This is a genomic window from Kitasatospora viridis, from assembly GCF_007829815.1.
GTDB classification, from domain to species: Bacteria; Actinomycetota; Actinomycetes; order Streptomycetales; family Streptomycetaceae; genus Kitasatospora; species Kitasatospora viridis.
In genome coordinates this window covers 517,645-532,261 of the sequence record NZ_VIWT01000003.1, presented here as the reverse complement: position 1 = coordinate 532,261, position 14,617 = coordinate 517,645, and the positions used below count along the sequence as shown (strand labels likewise).

Here is a 14,617-nt window from a genome sequence, read left to right as displayed (position 1 = left end):
TGCCTAGCTCAGCCGGTCGCGCCGCCGGGCCAGGGCGGCCGCCTCGGCCGCGTTGCCCGCCAGCTCGATGGCCCGCTCGTAGGCGGCGCGCGACTCCTGGCGGCGGTTCAGCCGGCGCAGCAGGTCGGCGCGGGTCGCGTGGTAGGCGTGGTAGCCGGCCAGCTCGGGGTCGAGCCGGTCGACCGCCGCCAGCGCCACCCCGGGGCCGTCGAGCTCGGCGACCGCGACGGCGCGGTTGAGGGCGACGATCGGCGAGCGGTCGAGGCGGGCCAGCTGGTCGTAGAGGGCGATGACCTGCGACCAGTCGGTGTCGCCCGCCCGTCGGGCCGAGGTGTGCACGGCGTTGATCGCCGCCAGGACCTGGTAGCGCCCGGGCGCCGCCCCGGTGGCCAGGCGCTCGCGGACCAGCCGGTGGCCCTCGGCGATCAACTCCCGGTCCCAGTCGGCGCGGTCCTGCTCGTCGAGCGGGACCAGCTCGCCGTCCGGCGAGACGCGGGCGGTCCGGCGGGCCTCGGTGAGCAGCATCAGCGCCAGCAGGCCGGCCACCTCGCCGTCGTCGGGTCGCAGGGCCCGCAGTAGCCGGGTGAGCCGGATCGCCTCGGCCGTCAGGTCCTGGCGCACCGGGTCGGTACCGGGGCCGGTCGCCAGGTAGCCCTCGTTGAAGACCAGGTAGAGCACGGCGAGCACGCCGGCCAGCCGCTCCGGGAGGTCCTGCTCGGAGGGCACCCGGTACGGGATCCGCGCGGCCTTGATCTTGGCCTTCGCCCGGGTCAGCCGCTGCCCCATGGTGGCCTCCCCCACCAGGAAGGCGCGGGCGATCTCGGCCACCGTCAGTCCGCCGACCATGCGCAGGGTCAGCGCCACCCGGCTGTCCATCGCGAGCGCCGGGTGGCAGCAGGTGAAGACCAGCCGCAGCCGCTCGTCCTCGATTGGGGACGCGGACGGGGACAGGGGCAGGGACAGGAACGGGTCGGGCGGATCGGCGTACGACATCCGGGCCTCCTGCTGCTTGGCGTCGCGCTTGGCCTCGCGCCGGAGCCGGTCGATGGCCCGGCGGTTGGCGGTGGTGGTCAGCCACCCGCCGGGGTTGGGCGGCACGCCGTCGGCCGGCCAGCGCTCGACGGCGGTGGCGAAGGCCTCGGCGGCCGCCTCCTCGGCGACGTCGAGGTCGCCGAAGCGGCGGGTCAGCGAGGCGACCACCCGCGCCCACTCCGCGCGGTGGGCCCGGGTGATCGCCTCCCCGACGTCCACGGTGCTCACAGGAACGGCCGCACCTCGACCTTGCGGTTGCACGCCTTCGACCCCTCGGCCCCCAGCTTGAGCGCCACGTCGAGGTCGGCGGCCTCGATGATCCAGAAGCCGACCAGGTACTCCTTCGACTCCACGAACGGCCCGTCGGTGAACACCGGCTCCGGGCCGCGGTTGTCGATCACGGTGGCCGCGTCGGTCACCCCGAGGCCGCCGGCGAAGACCCAGTGGCCCTCGGTCTGGAGGCGCTCGTTGAACACGTCGATCGCGGCCATCTCCTCGTCGGTGGCGAGGTCGCCGCTGTCGTGGATCACGGAAAGCAGGTACTGCATCTCGGACCATCTCCTGGACTCCGGGGACGCCCCTGGTGGGCGCCTGCTCACCCTTGCTACGAACGGGGGCGCCCCGATCCGACAACCCCGACCGGATTCATTTTCCGGGCTGCGGGGGACGGCAGCAGCACCACGGACACCGGCACTGTCAGGCGAGCAGGCGCAGTCGCTCCCCGGCCACCCGCAGCCGGACCGTCTGGCCCCGGCTCAGCTGGAGGGCGTCGGACTCCATGCCGTCGCCGAACGCGACCAGCTGGTCCGACTCGACGGTCAGGCTCAGCTGCTCGGCGGTGTCGAGCACGCCCTGCACCTGGCTGGTCCCGGTGACGGGGGAGGGCCAGGCCTCGCGGACGAACCAGCCCAGGGCGGGCGCGGTCGGCTCGGGCAGGCGCAGGGTGCTGCGGCGCTCCAGCCAGGTCGAGCGGCACCAGCCGGTGGCTCCGGTGCCGGTGCAGACCAGGACGCCGGAGGAGGCCTGGTCCTCGGCGGAGCCGCCGGGGGCGGCCAGCCGGTAGCGGGCGGTCTGGTGGGTGCGCTGGCCGATGTAGATCTCGTTCAGGGCGAGCAGGCGCTGGGTGTCGTCGGCGACGGCCTCCACCATGGTGTGCTCGGTCAGCGGGACGGTGCCGGCGGCGCCTGCCCGGGCGGCGGTCGCCGCGTGCAGCAACTCGGCCGCGTCGCCCGGCCGGTGACGGACCAGCACGCCGGCGTTGCGGCCCGGGTCGGGGTCGATGCCGATCACCGGCTGCCCGGACAGGTACTTGGCGACGTTCGCGACCAGGCCGTCCTGCCCGACCACGACCACCACGTCCTGCGGCCCGAACAGGAAGCGGTCCAGGTCGTCGCGCTCGACCCGGCTGTGCCGCCAGCCGGCCGGGACGGCGCCGGCGGCCCGGGCCAGGGCGGCGAGGGTGCGGTGGTGGCGGTCCTCCAACTCGTCCAGGGAGCGGTCGCGGCCGGCCAGGAAGAACGCGGCCTGGCCGCGCGAGCCGTGCCTGGCCAGCAGGTCCTGGTAGTCGGTGCGGCGGTGCACGAGCACCGCGCGCGGCGCGAGCGTCATCGCGCCGGGCCGTCGGCGGCCGGGGTGCGGCCCAGCTTGGCCAGCAGGCCGGTGAGCGCGTCGGGGGTGAGGGTGATGCTGTCGATCCGGGGCAGGTTCTCGGCCAGCCGGGTCAGCGCCAGCGCCTGCAGCACCTCGGGGCCGGCCTGCTGGTGCGCGTCCAGCCAGGCCTGCTTGGCGGCCGCGGCGGCCGCGCCGTGGGCCCGCTCGGCGTCGGCCTGTGCCTCGGCCAGGATCCGGGTCGCCTCGGCCTCGGCGCTCGCCAGCCGGGTGCGCCGCACCGCCTCGGTCTCGGCCCGCACCGCGTCGGCGGCGGCGTGCTGCTCGGCCTCCTGGCGCGCGTTGGCGCCCTGCTGGGTGACCAACTGCTCTTCACGGCGGGCCAGTTCGATCCGACTGGCGAGCTCGTTCTCGGCGATCGCACGCTCGCGTTCGACCGCGACGGCCCGTCGCTCGTAGGTCGCCCGGTCCGCCTCCTGCTGCACCTGCTCGCGGGCGGGGGTGCGCAGCGCGCGCTCCATCTCGGGCTCGGGCCGCAGCGCGGTGACCCGCACCGCGAGCACCGACAGCCCGATCTCGGTCAGCCGCGGCTCGGCGGTCAGCGCCTCGGTGACCCGCTGCCGCACGGCGGCCGCACCGTCGGTGAGGGCCTGCGCCAGCGGGGTGCGGGCGATCAGTTCGAGGGCGTGCTGCTGGGCGGTCTCGGTGAGCAGGGTGCCGAGCCGGTCCAGCGGGTCGGAGCGCCAACTCCCGGTGTCCGGAGCGATGCTGAAGTCGAGTCGGCTGGCGGCGGTGGCCGGGTCGGTGATCCGGTAGGTCACCGTGGCCTGCACGGCCAGGTCCTGGAACTCGGCCGTGCGGGCGTGGAAGAGCATCGACAGCTCCTGGTCGTCCGACGGCACTTCGGAGATCGCCGCCTTGAGCGGGTGGAACCAGAAGGCCAACCCCGCGCCGTCGTGGGCGAGTTTGCCGCCGCGCAGGTGCCGGATGTGTGAGGTGGGTGCGGCGCGCAGGTGCGACAGGCCGAAGCGTCGGGTGATGTCAGCCATGGGAGTGCGTCCTTCGTGGGGGCTTGTTCTCGTCTCTCTGACGATAACAAGGGCGACCCTTTATCGTCAATAGGACGAGAATCGGGTGGTGGCAGACCCGCCCGAAGGCGAGCCGCTTAGGCTGGCGGCCATGACCGCTTCCGAATCGAACCCGCCCACCTGGCGGGTGATGCGTCAGGACGACAACGGCAACCGGTACCTGGTGGCCCGTGAGCTCCCGAAGGACGAGGCCGAGCGGTTCGCCGCCGAGCTGGAGGCGCGCGGGCACAAGCAGCTCTACTGGACGGAGCTCGACCCGCCCCGCGCCGCCGACTGACCCGGGCGGCGGACCCCCTCCCACCAGGCACTACCATGGCCCCGCTGTCCGGCGCCGTGCGCCGTTGACCCCGTAGCGCAGAGGCAGTCGCGCCACCTTCGCAAGGTGGAGTACGCCGGTTCGAATCCGGCCGGGGGCACTGGCTGCCCGGGCACGGGCGAAGAACGGGGGCACGGTGCACGAGGACGAACTGCTGCTGGACGACGGGGACGGCCTGGATGGCCTGGACGACCGGGATGACCAGGGTGACCTGGGTGACCGGGGCGGTCTGGGCGGCCTCGGCGCCGAACTGCCCACCCGGGCCGAGCTCGACGCCTACTCCGGGCTGCTCCGCCGGCTGCGCCGACTGCCCCTCGACCACCCCGTGCGGCTGCGCACCGAGCGCGAGGCCGAGAGCTTCGTGCGCGAGGGGCGGCACGCCCGCCGCAAGGCTCGCCGCGCCGAGGTGTCCGCGGCCGACGCGGCCGCGCTGGCCGGCACCGCCACCGGCGCTCCGGGCCGCCGCGAGGACGCGCCGCTCGCCCTGCCCGCCCGCCCGGGCCCGGTGGCCGGCCTGCTGCGCCCGCGCCGCTGCTACGTCTGCAAGTCGCTCTACCACCGGGTCGACGGCTTCTACCACGCGCTCTGCGCCGCCTGCGCCGACGACAACCGCCGGCGGCGCGGTCTGCGCACCGACCTGACGGGTCGTCGGGTACTGCTGACCGGTGGTCGGGTGAAGATCGGTTTCCAGTTGGCGCTGATGATGCTGCGCGACGGGGCCGAACTGGTCGTCACCAGTCGTTTCCCGCGCGACACGGTGCGCCGGTTCGCGGCCGCCGAGGGCAGCGCCGAGTGGTTGGGGCGGCTGACCGTGGTCGGCATCGACCTGCGGGACCCGCGCCAGGTGCTCGGGCTGTGCGAGCAACTGCGCGCCGAGGGGCGGCCGTTGGACGCGCTGGTGAACAACGCCGCGCAGACCCTGCGCCGCCCGCCGCAGGCCTACGCGCTGCTCGCCGAGGGGGAGCGGAGCGAGCTGCCGCCGGGCGTGGCGGTCCAGTGGGCGCCGGGCTTCCGGCCACTGCCCGCGCTGCGCGGCGCCTGGCCGGCCGCGGAGTTGGCGCACGCGACGGCCGACGGCCCGGACCCGGCCGGTGGCCTGGCGCTGCCGGTGGACGAGGCGGGGCTGCTGCCGGATCCGGCGGTGGCGAACTCCTGGTCGGCGCGGCTCGGTGAGTTGGATCCGGCGGAGGTGTTGGAGACGCAGCTGGTGAACGCGCTGGCGCCGGCGCTGCTCTGCGACCGGCTGCTGCCGCTGCTGCTGGCCTCCCCGCACCCGCGCCGCTACATCGTGAACGTGACCGCGGTGGAGGGCCGGTTCGAGGTGCGCAACAAGACCTCCGGCCACCCGCACACCAACATGGCCAAGGCCGCGCTGAACATGCTCACCCGCACCAGTGCGGCCGAGCTGGCCGAGCAGGGCGTGCACATGTGCGCCGTGGACACCGGGTGGATCACCGACGAGAACCCGGCGCCGAAGAAGGCGCGGATCGCCGAGCACGGCTTCCGCACCCCGCTGGACATCGTCGACGGCGCGGCCCGGGTCTACGACCCGATCGTCCGCGGCGAGGCCGGCGACCCGGTGGCCGGCGTCTTCCTCAAGGACTACCGGGAGGCGGCCTGGTGAGACCGGCGGGCCAGCAGCACCGGCGGCACCGGCAGCACCGGCCTCACCGGGGCAGCGCGGCGAACAGCTCGATCCAGAACCGCTGGTGCTCCGGCCCGGCCCCGGCCAGGTAGCTGGCCCGCAGCTTCGGCGGCAGCAGCCGCACCAGCGCCGCCACCGCCTTGCGGTGCTTGCGCAGTTGGGACAGCTCGGCGTTGGCGATCGCCTGGTGCACCAGGTCGGTGTCGTTGCCGCCCTCGGCGCAGTCCGCGGCGGCCAGCTCCAGCCGCCGCACCCAGCGGCCGAGCTCGGCGGCGATCTCCCGCAGCCCGGCGCGCCGCCGCCCGGCCAGCCGGTCCTCCAACCCGTCCAGCGGGACCGGCGCGTACTCGCCGTCGCCCAGGTAGACGGTGCCGAGCTTGAGCGGCAGGCCGCGCCGGTGCAGCTTGATCAGCCGCTCCATGGTGCGCTTGCTGATCCAGGCCCGGCCCTCCTCGTCCAGGTCGTACTTCCACCAGTCGAGCACCGTCTCGGCGTCCTGGCCGTAGTGGGCGATCAGCCACTCGTTGGCCGGGACGTCGGCCGGGTCGAGGTCCAGCGAGACGGTGAAGCGGCTGGCCTGGGCGATGTTGTTGCGGGCGACCAGCAGCTTGCGGCCCAGGTGGTAGGGCGGGTTCTGGAGCGCGATCTGGGCGCGCAGGCCCTCGATCCGGGCCCCGGCGAGCGACCACTCCTGGGTGATCTCCATCAGCTTGGCGAAGGCCGCCTTGTCCTTGGGCCGGTTGTACTCGTCCCAGACGATCGCCTTCGGCTCCGAGCCGGCGAAGCCCGCCGCCAGCAGGTTGTGCAGCGCCCCCTCGGTGGTCGGGACCGGGGCGCACAGGTCCTCGACGTTGGTGACCGGCAGCGAGAAGTAGAGCGGGTCGCGGCCCAGCTGTTCCCGGGTCAGCTCGCGCACCAGCTCGGTCTTGCCGCAGCCGGGCGGACCCTGGAGCAGCACCGCCCAGCGCCGGCGCAGCGCGGCCCGCAGCACCCGGCGCACCGGGTCGGCGATCCGGGCCGGGTTGGGCACGCCGAGCGCGCCGGCGATCCGGTCCAGCACCTCGTGGGTGCGGTCCCGCCCGGGCCGGCCGTCGGGGCCCGGCTCGGTCAGCCGCAGCCGCTCGCCGCCCAGCAGCGGCAGGCCCCAGACCAGCGGGAAGCCCTCGCGGGCGTTGGCCAGCACGTGCTCCAGGGTGCGCGGCGAGAGCAGCTCGCGGATCGCCGGGTCGAGCGAGGCCCGGATCCGGAACACCGGCTTGAGGTCCCACTCGGGGAACCGGGCCGCCAGGGCGAACGGCCAGGAGGTGTCCTCGGCGGTGACCCGCAGGGTCACCATCCGGTCCAGCACGGCCAGGTCGCTGCGCCGGGCGCTGGTCTCGGCCAGCGACTCGTTGTCGGTCAGGAAGACGCCGACGCAGCCCAGCGCCCGCAGGTCGTGCTCGCCGAGCGTCCAGTTGCAGGCGACCTGCATCAGCTGCGCCTGGATGGTCTCGCCGGCCTGCAGCGAGTCGTCGATCAGCAGCACGAACGGCTGCCCGGGCATCAGCTGGCTCATCAACAGCTGACGCAGCACCAGTTCGCCGGTCCGCGGGTCGCGCACCGGCGCGTTGGCGAGCAGGTCGTCCGGGGTCAGGTTGGCCGCCGGGACCACCACCAGGGCGGTGTCCGGGTGGTGCGCGGCGAGGTGGGCGCGGAAGGTGGCGGTCTTGCCGATGCCGTGCTCGCCGAAGACCTGGCCGGTCTGGCCGAGGTCGATCATCGCGTCGATGAACGCCTCCAGCCGGGAGAGGCCGCGGTGCCCGGTGGGCTGCTGCGGGTAGCTGGCGGTGGCCCGCCAGGCGCGCTCGGCGGCGGGTGCGGTGTCGGGTGCGGCGGCGGGTGCGGTGTCGGTCAACGGAGCTCTCCTGTGCTGACGCGGTGACAGGCCATCGGGGGCTGGTGGTGGTCGGGCCAGTCGTCGCCGCCCTCGGTGATCAGCCAGATCCACTTCTCCGGCTCGGCCGGGGTGATGTGCGGGGCGTAGCCGTCGGTGAGCACCAGCACGGCGTCCACCTGCTCGGTGAACGGGACGCCCCGGTCCGGCGCGGTGCGGCCCTCCACGTGGTCGGCGACCGCCTGGAAGCTGGTGCCGCCCCCGCCGCGCACCACCGCGCCCGGCTGGAACGGCTCCACCACGCCGTCGAAGGCCAGCCAGTGCGCGTGCACCCCGTCGATCCGGCCGACCAGTTCGGTCAGCCAGTCGACGACGCGCTGCGGCATCGAGCCCGAGGTGTCGTAGGCGATCACCAGCACCCGCTCCCGCACCGGCCCGCGCCGGGCGAGCATCGGCTGCTGCCCGAGCGCGGCCAGCAGCGCGCCGCGTTTCTTCGGGTAGACCAGCCGCTCGCCCTCGGCCAGCCGGCTCGCCAGGACGTCCACCAGCCAGCGCTGCCACCACTCGACCCGCCGGTTCGCGTCGGTGCGCCCGCGCACCCGACCGGCGCCGAGCGTGCCCCAGAGCTTGCGGGCCTCCGCGGACTCGGCCATCGTGCGGCCCAGCAGGTCGCGCAGCTCCTCCTCGGCCGGGCGGTGGCCGCGCCGGGCCGCGAGCAGCGCGTTGAGCAGCACCGAGGAGCCCACCTCGGCCACGGTCAGCGGGTCGGCGGGCAGCTCCCCGGCGGTGCCGTCGCCGTGCAGGTGCTGGCAGCGCACCAGCGGCACCGGCGGGTCGGTCATCCGCCCCAGCTCGCGGTACACGCTCTGGTCGGTCTCGACGAAGGCCTCGTAGTCGACCGCGTCCAGCCGCTGCGCGGCCAGGTCGGCCAGGTAGGCGCGGTGGACCACGCGGGGATCGACGCCGACCGGCTCGCCCGCGAGCGAGGGCAGCTCCTCGCGGCCCAGGCGCAGCAGCGCGACGTGGTTGATGGTCACCTCGGTGGCGAGCCGGAAGACCGGGTCGGCGCGCAGCTCGGGATCGGCGTACAGGTGACGCTGGATCAGGTGCCGGGCCTCGTGGAAGAGCACGAACTTGACCCCGTCCAGGCCGAGCCCGACGAAGAAGTCCGGGTTGTAGAGCAGCAGGCAGCTGCCGTCGCCGGAGGCCAGCACGGCGGCGGTGTCCACGGCGGTGGTGCCGAGCTGGTGGTGGCACTTGGCGTACAGCCAGGAGGCGACGGCCGACTCGGTCAGGCCGAAGTCGAGCAGCGCGGCCTCCTTGAGCCGCTCGGCCTCGGCCCGCACCTCGGGGGCGGCCGGGCGGAAGCGGAGCAGCGCCTGGCGGTCGGTCAGGTCGACGACGTGGGTGCGCGGGGCGCCGTGCGGCACCGGGGGCTCCTTCCGGGGGCGATTGGATAGGGTGGGCGGCGCGGTCGGGGTTCGTAGCGCAGCGGCAGGCGCACTGGTCTCCAGAACCGGGACACGCCGGTTCGAATCCGGCCGGCCCCGACCGTGCCGACCGGCGTGCCGCGGTAGTGGGCGCGCGGGTTCCCGGGGGCTCGTAGCGCAGAGGCAGGCGCACCCTGACTGCGAATCAGGACTCACGCCGGTTCGAATCCGGCCGGCCCCACCCACTGCTCGTCCGCTCGTCTGCTCATCTGCTCGTCTGCTCGTCGGGACTCACGTCGGCTCGAATCCGGCCGGTCCCAGCCGCTCAGGTCCTGCGCTCAGCCGCCGGGGCCGCCGGCGATCACGCCCGCGGTGGTGATCAGCTCCGGCAGGGTGCCGACGAAGTCCGGCAGCAGCTGCGCCAGCACCGCCCACGCCTCCGGGTTGCCGCCCACCTCGTCCCGCACCAGCGCGCGCAGCTCCCGCTCGACCGGCGCGAGCCGCTCCGGGAAGCCCCAGCGGCCCAGTTCGAGCAGTGCCGCCACCCGCACCGCCGGGGCCTGGCACCAGAACAGCTCGCGCGGATCCGGGTGGATCCCGGCCTGCCGCAGCCGGTGCCGGTAGCGCGGGCTCTCGCCGAAGGCCCGCCGCAGCTCGTCCGGGCAGTCCAGGTGCTCGACCAGCGCCCAGCGCGCGTACCCGGGCAGCGGCCGTTCCCGGTCCGCCCGCGCGAGCTCCGGCCAGTGCGCGTGGCGCAGCCCGGCGGCGGCCGCCCGGGCCCGGGTCAGCGAGCCGGGGTGGGCGGCGGTCCGCAGCTGGTCGATCAGTGCGGGCAGTTCGGGCAGCTCAGCCTCCGGCGCGTCGGCCTGGCCGGCCCGCTGCTCGACGACCGGCGGCGGCAGCGGACCGGAGCCGGCACCGCCCGGGCCGAACCGGACGCCCTCCAGCACGTCGCGCCGCAGCCCCGGCGGCAGGTGGCCGCCGGCGAGCAACTGCCGGTTGACCTCCGGCAGGTCGCTCTCCAACAGCCACCCCAGCACCGATCCGCCCTGGTGCCGCAACGCCTGCCAGCCCCCGTGCGACGGGGTGCCCTCCGCCGGCGCCAGCTGCAACCGCTCGCCGACCCGCGCCGCGTCCGACTCGTCCAGCAGCGCCAGCAGACAGCGCACCCCGTGGGCGGTCGCCGCACCCAGCTTCATGGTCCCCCGCTCGTTTCCCCGTTCGTGGCTCGCACATCATGCCAGTCGGTACCGACCGCCCGAACTGCAATAACCCGACGCGGCGGTGGTCCCCACCTTCCAGGCATGGCGGGCTTCGCGGCCCGCAGCCGCGAGGGGGCGGCGGGCGCGCTGAGCCCCTGCGTCTACTGGTGGCGCCGCGGCGCCCTGGTCCAGCTCAGCAGTCACGCGCGGGACGGCGGCCTGCGGATCGTGGTGGACGGCGAGTTCACCGAGGCGCTGAACCGGCTCGTCGAGCTCCCTGCCGCGGTCTCCTGACCCCGGTTCAGCGGAACGCGGCGACGTTGCGCGCGGCCCAGTCGGCGAACCGCCGCGGGGCGCGGCCGAGCACCCGCTCGACGTCCGGGCTGACGCGCAGTTCGGCCGGGTTCGGCGCGCCGAGGATGTCCAGGGTGTCGTCCGCGAGCTCGGCCGGCATGCCCTGGACCATGGCGGCCTTGGCCTGCGCCCGGGTCAGCTCGTGGAACCGCACCGGCGAGCCCAGCGCGTCGGCGATGGCGGCCGCCTGCTGACGCGGCGTGATCAGTTCGGGGCCGGTCAGGTCGTGGACGGCGCCGGTGTGCCGGTCGTCCAGCAGGCAGGCGGCCGCGACCCCGGCGATGTCCGCCGGGTCGATGAGCGGCACGCCGACGTCGCCGAACGGCGCGGCGACGGTCCGCTCCGCCCGGACGGACCCGGCCCACCACAGCGCGTTGGAGGCGAACCCGCCCGGCCGCAGCACGGCCCACTCCAGCCCGGACGTCCGCAGCCCGTCCTCCAGTTCGCGCATCGCGACCCGGGTGGGCCCGAACGGCCTGGTCGCCACGCCCTGCGAGGAGAGCAGGACGACCCGCCGCACGCCGTTCGCCGCGGCCCGCCCGATGATGCCGGCCGGGTCGGCCCCGGCGGCGTGCAGGTCGCCGGAGAGCAGCAGGAACAGCGCCTGCGCCCCGGCGAGGGCGGGCTCCAGGGCGGCGGGGTCGGCCAGGTCGGCCGCGAAGTGCCGCACGCCGTCCGGCACTTCGGCGGCGCGCCGGGACACCGCCGTCACCGGCCGGCCCGCCTGCGCCAGCGCCCGCACCAGCGGTCGGCCGATGTTCCCGGTGGCTCCGGTCACGATGATCATGATCTGCTCCTCGTTCTTGCCGCGTTCGGTGACGATCACGCTAGGAGCAGGGCTAATATTTCGTAAGGACATACCTTTGAGTAAGCTCATTCCATGACGGAAGGCGCGCAGTTCAGGCAGACCGTGGCGGGGCAGCGGTATGAGGTGTTTCACACCGACTGCCCCGCCCGCGGAGTCGTCGACCGGGTGACCAGCAGATGGGGCATCTGGGTGCTGATCTCCCTGCGGAGCAACGCCCTGCGCTTCTACGAACTGCGCGAGAGCATCCAGGGCATCAGCGAGAAGATGCTCGCCCAGACCCTGCGCGCCCTGGTCCAGGACGGCCTGGTCTGGCGCACCGTCGAACCGACCACACCGCCTCAGGTCACCTACGGCCTCACGGAGTTCGGCCGGGAGATCGACGAGCCCCTGGCCGAACTCTTCGACCGGATCACCCGCCGCCTGCCACCACGTGAGGCGGGTTAGCAGGCTGGTGCTGGTGGGTGCGCGTGTGAAGCTCCGCGCTGCCCCGCACTGACCCGCCGTCAGCAGTGCTCCTCGACATAGAGCATCCGGCGGTCGGTTTCCGTGCGGAACTCGTGCGCCAGGTAGCCCCCAGCGGCCCGGTTCCCGCCCGTTCCCGGGTGGCCGTCCTTGATCCTTTCCCAGAGCACCGGCCGCTCGTCGTCGGCGACCGGCCGGGGGCGGGTCCCGCCGCTCTCGCCGAGCACGACGGTCGTCGCACGCTCCTTGATCAGGCGACGGATGACGCGCAGCTCGATCCGCCGCTTCCGGAGCAGCCATGCGGTGCCGGTGTCGTCCAGCAGCCGCACGGGTGCTTCGAGCCGATCGGGGTTCACGGGAAAGGCGTCCATGGTGCGAGTATTCGGCACCACGGCGCGGGTGGGCACCAGGGTTTCGCCCGAGCCCGAGCCCGGCCCAGTGGACCTGGACCCTCGAACGCCTCATCGGGCACTGGGAGATCAGAGCCCGGTGTGCCGGAAGGCCGAGCGGCCGTCGACCACCGTCAGCAGGACCGGGACGTCCGGGAGGTCGGTGTCGCCGACGTCCAGCGGGTTGTCGGCGAGGACGGTGAGGTCGGCGCGGTGGCCCTCGGCGAGGCTGCCGCGCTCGGTGTCCTCACCCGCCGCCCAGGCCGGGTTGACGGTGATGCCCTGGAGGGCCTGGAGCGGGGTGAGCGCCTGCTCGGGGCCGTGCGGGGGAGCGGAGAGGTCGCTGGGGCGGCGGTGGCGGGCGCCGGCCATCACGGCCAGCGGCGGGAAGGGGGCGATCGGCCAGTCCGAGCCGAGCACCACCCGGGCACCGGAGTCCCACAGGTCGCGGCAGCGCCAGGCCCGGGAGGCGCGCGGCTCGCCGAGCCGGCGGGACCAGTTGTCGCTGTGGTCGGCCTTGGTGTACTCGCAGCAGTGGGTGGGCTGCATCGAGGCGGTGACGCCGAGTCGGGCGAACCGGGCGAGGGTGTCGTCGGGCACGGTCTCGATGTGCTCGATCCGGTGACGCACCGTCGGGCCGCCCTGGGCATGCGCCTTCTCCACCGCGTCCAGCACGTGCCGCACGGCCGCGTCGCCGATCGCGTGGGTGGCGGTCGGCACGCCGGCCCGGTGCAGCTCGGCGACCACCTCGGTGTAGCGGGCCGGGTCGGGCCAGAAGGAGTGGGTGGACTCGCCGTGGCAGTCCGGCAGTTCCAGCCAGGCGGTGCCGTTGTCGATCGTGCCGTCCATGAACATCTTCACCCCGGTCACCTGCCAGCGGCGCCCGCCGGTGCCCTGCTGCCGGATCAGCTCGGCCAGGGCCTCGGCGGTGGCGTCCGGCTGGTACCAGGGGGCGACCCGCAGCCGCAGCGGCAGGTCGCCGCGCTGCTCCAGGGCGGCGTAGACGGCCAGGCTGCTGCCGTTGGCGTCCATCGCGTGGCCGCCGGTCAGGCCGGCGGCGGCCATCCGGTCGAGCACCCGCCCGGCCCGCTCCAGCAGTTCGGCCTCGGTGGGCTTGGGCGCGGCGGCCTCGACCAGCTCGCAGGCGGCGTCCTCCAGCAGCAGGCCGGTGGGCCGCCCGTCGGCGTCGCAGACGATCTCGGAGCGCTGCTCGAAGCTGCGCGGCCCGTCGATCCCGGCCAGTTCGAGGGCGCGGGCGCTGGCCAGCAGCGAGTGCGCGTCGAAGAGGTCGAGCAGGGCCGGCACGCCGTCGAGCACGGGGCCGAGCGAGGCGGCCGCGACGGGCTGGTCGCCGAAGGCGTTCGGGTCCAGGCCCCAGCCGCGCAGCCAGTCGCCGGGGGCCAGGTCGGCGACGGCCGCCGCCAGGGCGGTCCGCACCGCCGCGAGGTCGTGGCAGCCGGAGAGGTCGACCCCCGTGGTGCGCTCGGCACCGGAGACCGGGTGCAGGTGGCCGTCGGTGAAGCCGGCGGTGACCACCGCGCCCTTGAGGTCGATCACTTCGGTGCCGGGGCCGGCCAGGGCCCGGATCCCCCGGTCGTCGCCGAGTGCGGCGATCCGGCCGCCGGCGGCGGCCAGCGCGGTCTGCGGCAGCAGCCGGCCGGTGCCGGGGTCGAGCAGCCGGGCGGAGAGCAGGACGAGATCGGGGGACACGGGCGGCTCCTTCACTGAGGGGGGTGTGGTGCCCGCGTCATGGCACCGCGACGGAGTCCGTCAGGGTGCCGGCGGGCAGGTCGAGCACGCGCTCGGCGGTGGCGGCGGCCAGGGTGTCGACCACCGCGGGCCGGTCGCCGCGCTCGGTGTTGGCGTGCGCGCCGAGGCCGTCGAGCACCACGAGCAGTTGCACGGCGGCGCCCGCCGGGTCGGCGGTGCGGAAGGCTCCGGCGGCGACGCCCTGCTCGACCAGGCCGGTGAGTCGGCCGCGCCAGAGCTTCTCCTGGTGGCCGACCCGGTCCCGCAGTGCGGGCCGGTAGCGGCTCAGGTGGCGGGCGTTGAGCCAGAGCCGGCTCATCCCGTCGTACCGCTCGCCGCGGGTGAGCGAGAGGAACCGGGCGAGCCGGTCGAGCGGCGGTGCGCCGCCGTCGGTGGGCAGCAGCTCGTCGAGTTCGCCGCCGGCCGCGACCCCGAAGGCCTCGGCGACCAGGTCTTCGACGACCGGGAAGTAATGGCTGATCAGTCCGGGGCGGACGGCGAGCTCGTCGGCCACCCGACGGACCGTCAGGCACTCCAGGCCTTCGGTGAGGGCGATCGCCGAGGCGGCGGCCACGATCTCGGCCCGGCGGGCTTCCGGGGTTTTCCGGATCCGCTTCGACGGGGCGCTTGACGACATGTCCCGCACGCTATTGGATGTGCG

General features: G+C 74.8%; 15 protein-coding genes and 3 tRNA genes. 7 read left to right on the top strand and 11 right to left on the bottom strand.

The features are described from left to right. Positions 1 to 3 precede the first annotated feature (3 nt). The 4 genes from FHX73_RS33005 to FHX73_RS32990 form a co-directional block, all read right to left on the bottom strand. Positions 4 to 1,260, bottom strand: coding sequence for an RNA polymerase sigma factor (locus tag FHX73_RS33005; RefSeq protein ID WP_145909614.1), 1,257 nt, complete (start codon positions 1,258 to 1,260; stop codon positions 4 to 6). Beyond that, the gene (locus tag FHX73_RS33000; protein WP_145909613.1) at positions 1,257 to 1,580 is read right to left on the bottom strand and encodes a YciI family protein; all 324 of its coding nucleotides are present in this window, start codon (positions 1,578 to 1,580) and stop codon (positions 1,257 to 1,259) included. The genes FHX73_RS33005 and FHX73_RS33000 overlap by 4 nt, the downstream gene beginning before the upstream one ends. A 148-nt stretch (positions 1,581 to 1,728) precedes the next feature. Next, complete coding sequence (locus tag FHX73_RS32995) at positions 1,729 to 2,640, bottom strand: NAD(+)/NADH kinase (protein ID WP_145909612.1); 912 nt, start codon at positions 2,638 to 2,640, stop codon at positions 1,729 to 1,731. After that, a complete protein-coding gene (locus FHX73_RS32990; RefSeq protein ID WP_145909611.1) occupies positions 2,637 to 3,689 on the bottom strand; it encodes an SPFH domain-containing protein in 1,053 nt (350 codons plus the stop codon). Before FHX73_RS32990 ends, FHX73_RS32995 begins: the two co-directional genes overlap by 4 nt. Positions 3,690 to 3,819: 130 nt before the next feature. On the opposite strand from FHX73_RS32990, the gene FHX73_RS32985 reads away from it, so the two are divergent. The 3 genes from FHX73_RS32985 (at position 3,820) to FHX73_RS32975 (ending at position 5,668) form a co-directional block, all read left to right on the top strand. Then, a complete protein-coding gene (locus FHX73_RS32985; RefSeq protein WP_145909610.1) occupies positions 3,820 to 4,005 on the top strand; it encodes an SPOR domain-containing protein in 186 nt (61 codons plus the stop codon). Positions 4,006 to 4,073: 68 nt separating this feature from the next. Then, positions 4,074 to 4,144 (top strand) — tRNA-Ala (locus FHX73_RS32980). Between the two features lie 111 nt (positions 4,145 to 4,255). Then, positions 4,256 to 5,668 carry an SDR family oxidoreductase gene (locus tag FHX73_RS32975; protein WP_425461463.1) on the top strand — a complete coding sequence of 471 codons (1,413 nt, stop codon included), beginning with the start codon at positions 4,256 to 4,258 and terminating at the stop codon, positions 5,666 to 5,668. A 43-nt stretch (positions 5,669 to 5,711) separates the two neighbouring features. Here the strand turns inward: FHX73_RS32975 and FHX73_RS32970 are convergent, their stop codons facing one another. Beyond that, on the bottom strand, positions 5,712 to 7,448 hold the full coding sequence (locus FHX73_RS32970; RefSeq protein ID WP_211786417.1) for an AAA family ATPase: 1,737 nt from the start codon (positions 7,446 to 7,448) through the stop codon (positions 5,712 to 5,714). Positions 7,449 to 7,579: 131 nt separating this feature from the next. Continuing rightward, positions 7,580 to 8,992: a DUF2201 family putative metallopeptidase gene (locus FHX73_RS32965; protein ID WP_145909608.1), complete on the bottom strand. Its 1,413-nt coding sequence runs from the start codon at positions 8,990 to 8,992 to the stop codon at positions 7,580 to 7,582. Between the two features lie 47 nt (positions 8,993 to 9,039). Between FHX73_RS32965 and FHX73_RS32960 the strand changes: the two genes are divergently transcribed. After that, positions 9,040 to 9,112, top strand: a tRNA-Trp gene (locus FHX73_RS32960). A 45-nt stretch (positions 9,113 to 9,157) separates the two neighbouring features. Next, positions 9,158 to 9,233, top strand: a tRNA-Arg gene (locus FHX73_RS32955). Positions 9,234 to 9,330: 97 nt separating this feature from the next. Here the strand turns inward: FHX73_RS32955 and FHX73_RS32950 are convergent. Continuing rightward, a complete protein-coding gene (locus FHX73_RS32950) occupies positions 9,331 to 10,191 on the bottom strand; it encodes a hypothetical protein (protein WP_145909607.1) in 861 nt (286 codons plus the stop codon). Between the two features lie 105 nt (positions 10,192 to 10,296). Between FHX73_RS32950 and FHX73_RS32945 the strand changes: the two genes are divergently transcribed. After that, positions 10,297 to 10,488, top strand: a complete 192-nt coding sequence (locus tag FHX73_RS32945) for a hypothetical protein (RefSeq protein WP_145909606.1) — start codon at positions 10,297 to 10,299, stop codon at positions 10,486 to 10,488. 7 nt (positions 10,489 to 10,495) lie between these two features. Here FHX73_RS32945 and FHX73_RS32940 read toward each other — a convergent pair whose 3' ends face one another. Further along, positions 10,496 to 11,335, bottom strand: a complete 840-nt coding sequence (locus FHX73_RS32940) for an NAD(P)H-binding protein (protein ID WP_145909815.1) — start codon at positions 11,333 to 11,335, stop codon at positions 10,496 to 10,498. Between the two features lie 93 nt (positions 11,336 to 11,428). On the opposite strand from FHX73_RS32940, the gene FHX73_RS32935 reads away from it, so the two are divergent. After that, positions 11,429 to 11,800 carry a winged helix-turn-helix transcriptional regulator gene (locus FHX73_RS32935; protein ID WP_145909605.1) on the top strand — a complete coding sequence of 124 codons (372 nt, stop codon included), beginning with the start codon at positions 11,429 to 11,431 and terminating at the stop codon, positions 11,798 to 11,800. Positions 11,801 to 11,859: 59 nt separating this feature from the next. Here the strand turns inward: FHX73_RS32935 and FHX73_RS32930 are convergent, their stop codons facing one another. The 3 genes from FHX73_RS32930 to FHX73_RS32920 all read right to left on the bottom strand — a co-directional run bounded on the left by FHX73_RS32930 (position 11,860) and on the right by FHX73_RS32920 (position 14,593). After that, positions 11,860 to 12,189, bottom strand: coding sequence for a hypothetical protein (locus FHX73_RS32930; RefSeq protein ID WP_145909604.1), 330 nt, complete (start codon positions 12,187 to 12,189; stop codon positions 11,860 to 11,862). Positions 12,190 to 12,297: 108 nt separating this feature from the next. Continuing rightward, positions 12,298 to 13,917: an amidohydrolase gene (locus FHX73_RS32925; RefSeq protein ID WP_145909603.1), complete on the bottom strand. Its 1,620-nt coding sequence runs from the start codon at positions 13,915 to 13,917 to the stop codon at positions 12,298 to 12,300. 37 nt (positions 13,918 to 13,954) lie between these two features. Further along, entirely contained in the window at positions 13,955 to 14,593 is a 639-nt protein-coding gene (locus FHX73_RS32920) for a TetR/AcrR family transcriptional regulator (protein ID WP_145909602.1), read from the bottom strand. Between the last annotated feature and the right edge of the window lie 24 nt (positions 14,594 to 14,617).

Bases quoted from the DNA above. Each gene is read 5' to 3' on its own strand.
- FHX73_RS33000 (WP_145909613.1), bottom strand. From the start codon at position 1,580: ATGCAGTACCTGCTTTCCGTGATCCACGACAGCGGCGACCTCGCCACC.
- FHX73_RS32995 (WP_145909612.1), bottom strand. From the start codon at position 2,640: ATGACGCTCGCGCCGCGCGCGGTGCTCGTGCACCGCCGCACCGACTAC.
- FHX73_RS32990 (WP_145909611.1), bottom strand. From the start codon at position 3,689: ATGGCTGACATCACCCGACGCTTCGGCCTGTCGCACCTGCGCGCCGCA.
- FHX73_RS32985 (WP_145909610.1), top strand. From the start codon at position 3,820: ATGACCGCTTCCGAATCGAACCCGCCCACCTGGCGGGTGATGCGTCAG.
- FHX73_RS32970 (WP_211786417.1), bottom strand. From the start codon at position 7,448: ATGATCGACCTCGGCCAGACCGGCCAGGTCTTCGGCGAGCACGGCATC.
- FHX73_RS32950 (WP_145909607.1), bottom strand. From the start codon at position 10,191: ATGAAGCTGGGTGCGGCGACCGCCCACGGGGTGCGCTGTCTGCTGGCG.
- FHX73_RS32945 (WP_145909606.1), top strand. From the start codon at position 10,297: ATGGCGGGCTTCGCGGCCCGCAGCCGCGAGGGGGCGGCGGGCGCGCTG.
- FHX73_RS32940 (WP_145909815.1), bottom strand. From the start codon at position 11,335: ATGATCATCGTGACCGGAGCCACCGGGAACATCGGCCGACCGCTGGTG.
- FHX73_RS32935 (WP_145909605.1), top strand. From the start codon at position 11,429: ATGACGGAAGGCGCGCAGTTCAGGCAGACCGTGGCGGGGCAGCGGTAT.
- FHX73_RS32930 (WP_145909604.1), bottom strand. From the start codon at position 12,189: ATGGACGCCTTTCCCGTGAACCCCGATCGGCTCGAAGCACCCGTGCGG.
- FHX73_RS32920 (WP_145909602.1), bottom strand. From the start codon at position 14,593: ATGTCGTCAAGCGCCCCGTCGAAGCGGATCCGGAAAACCCCGGAAGCC.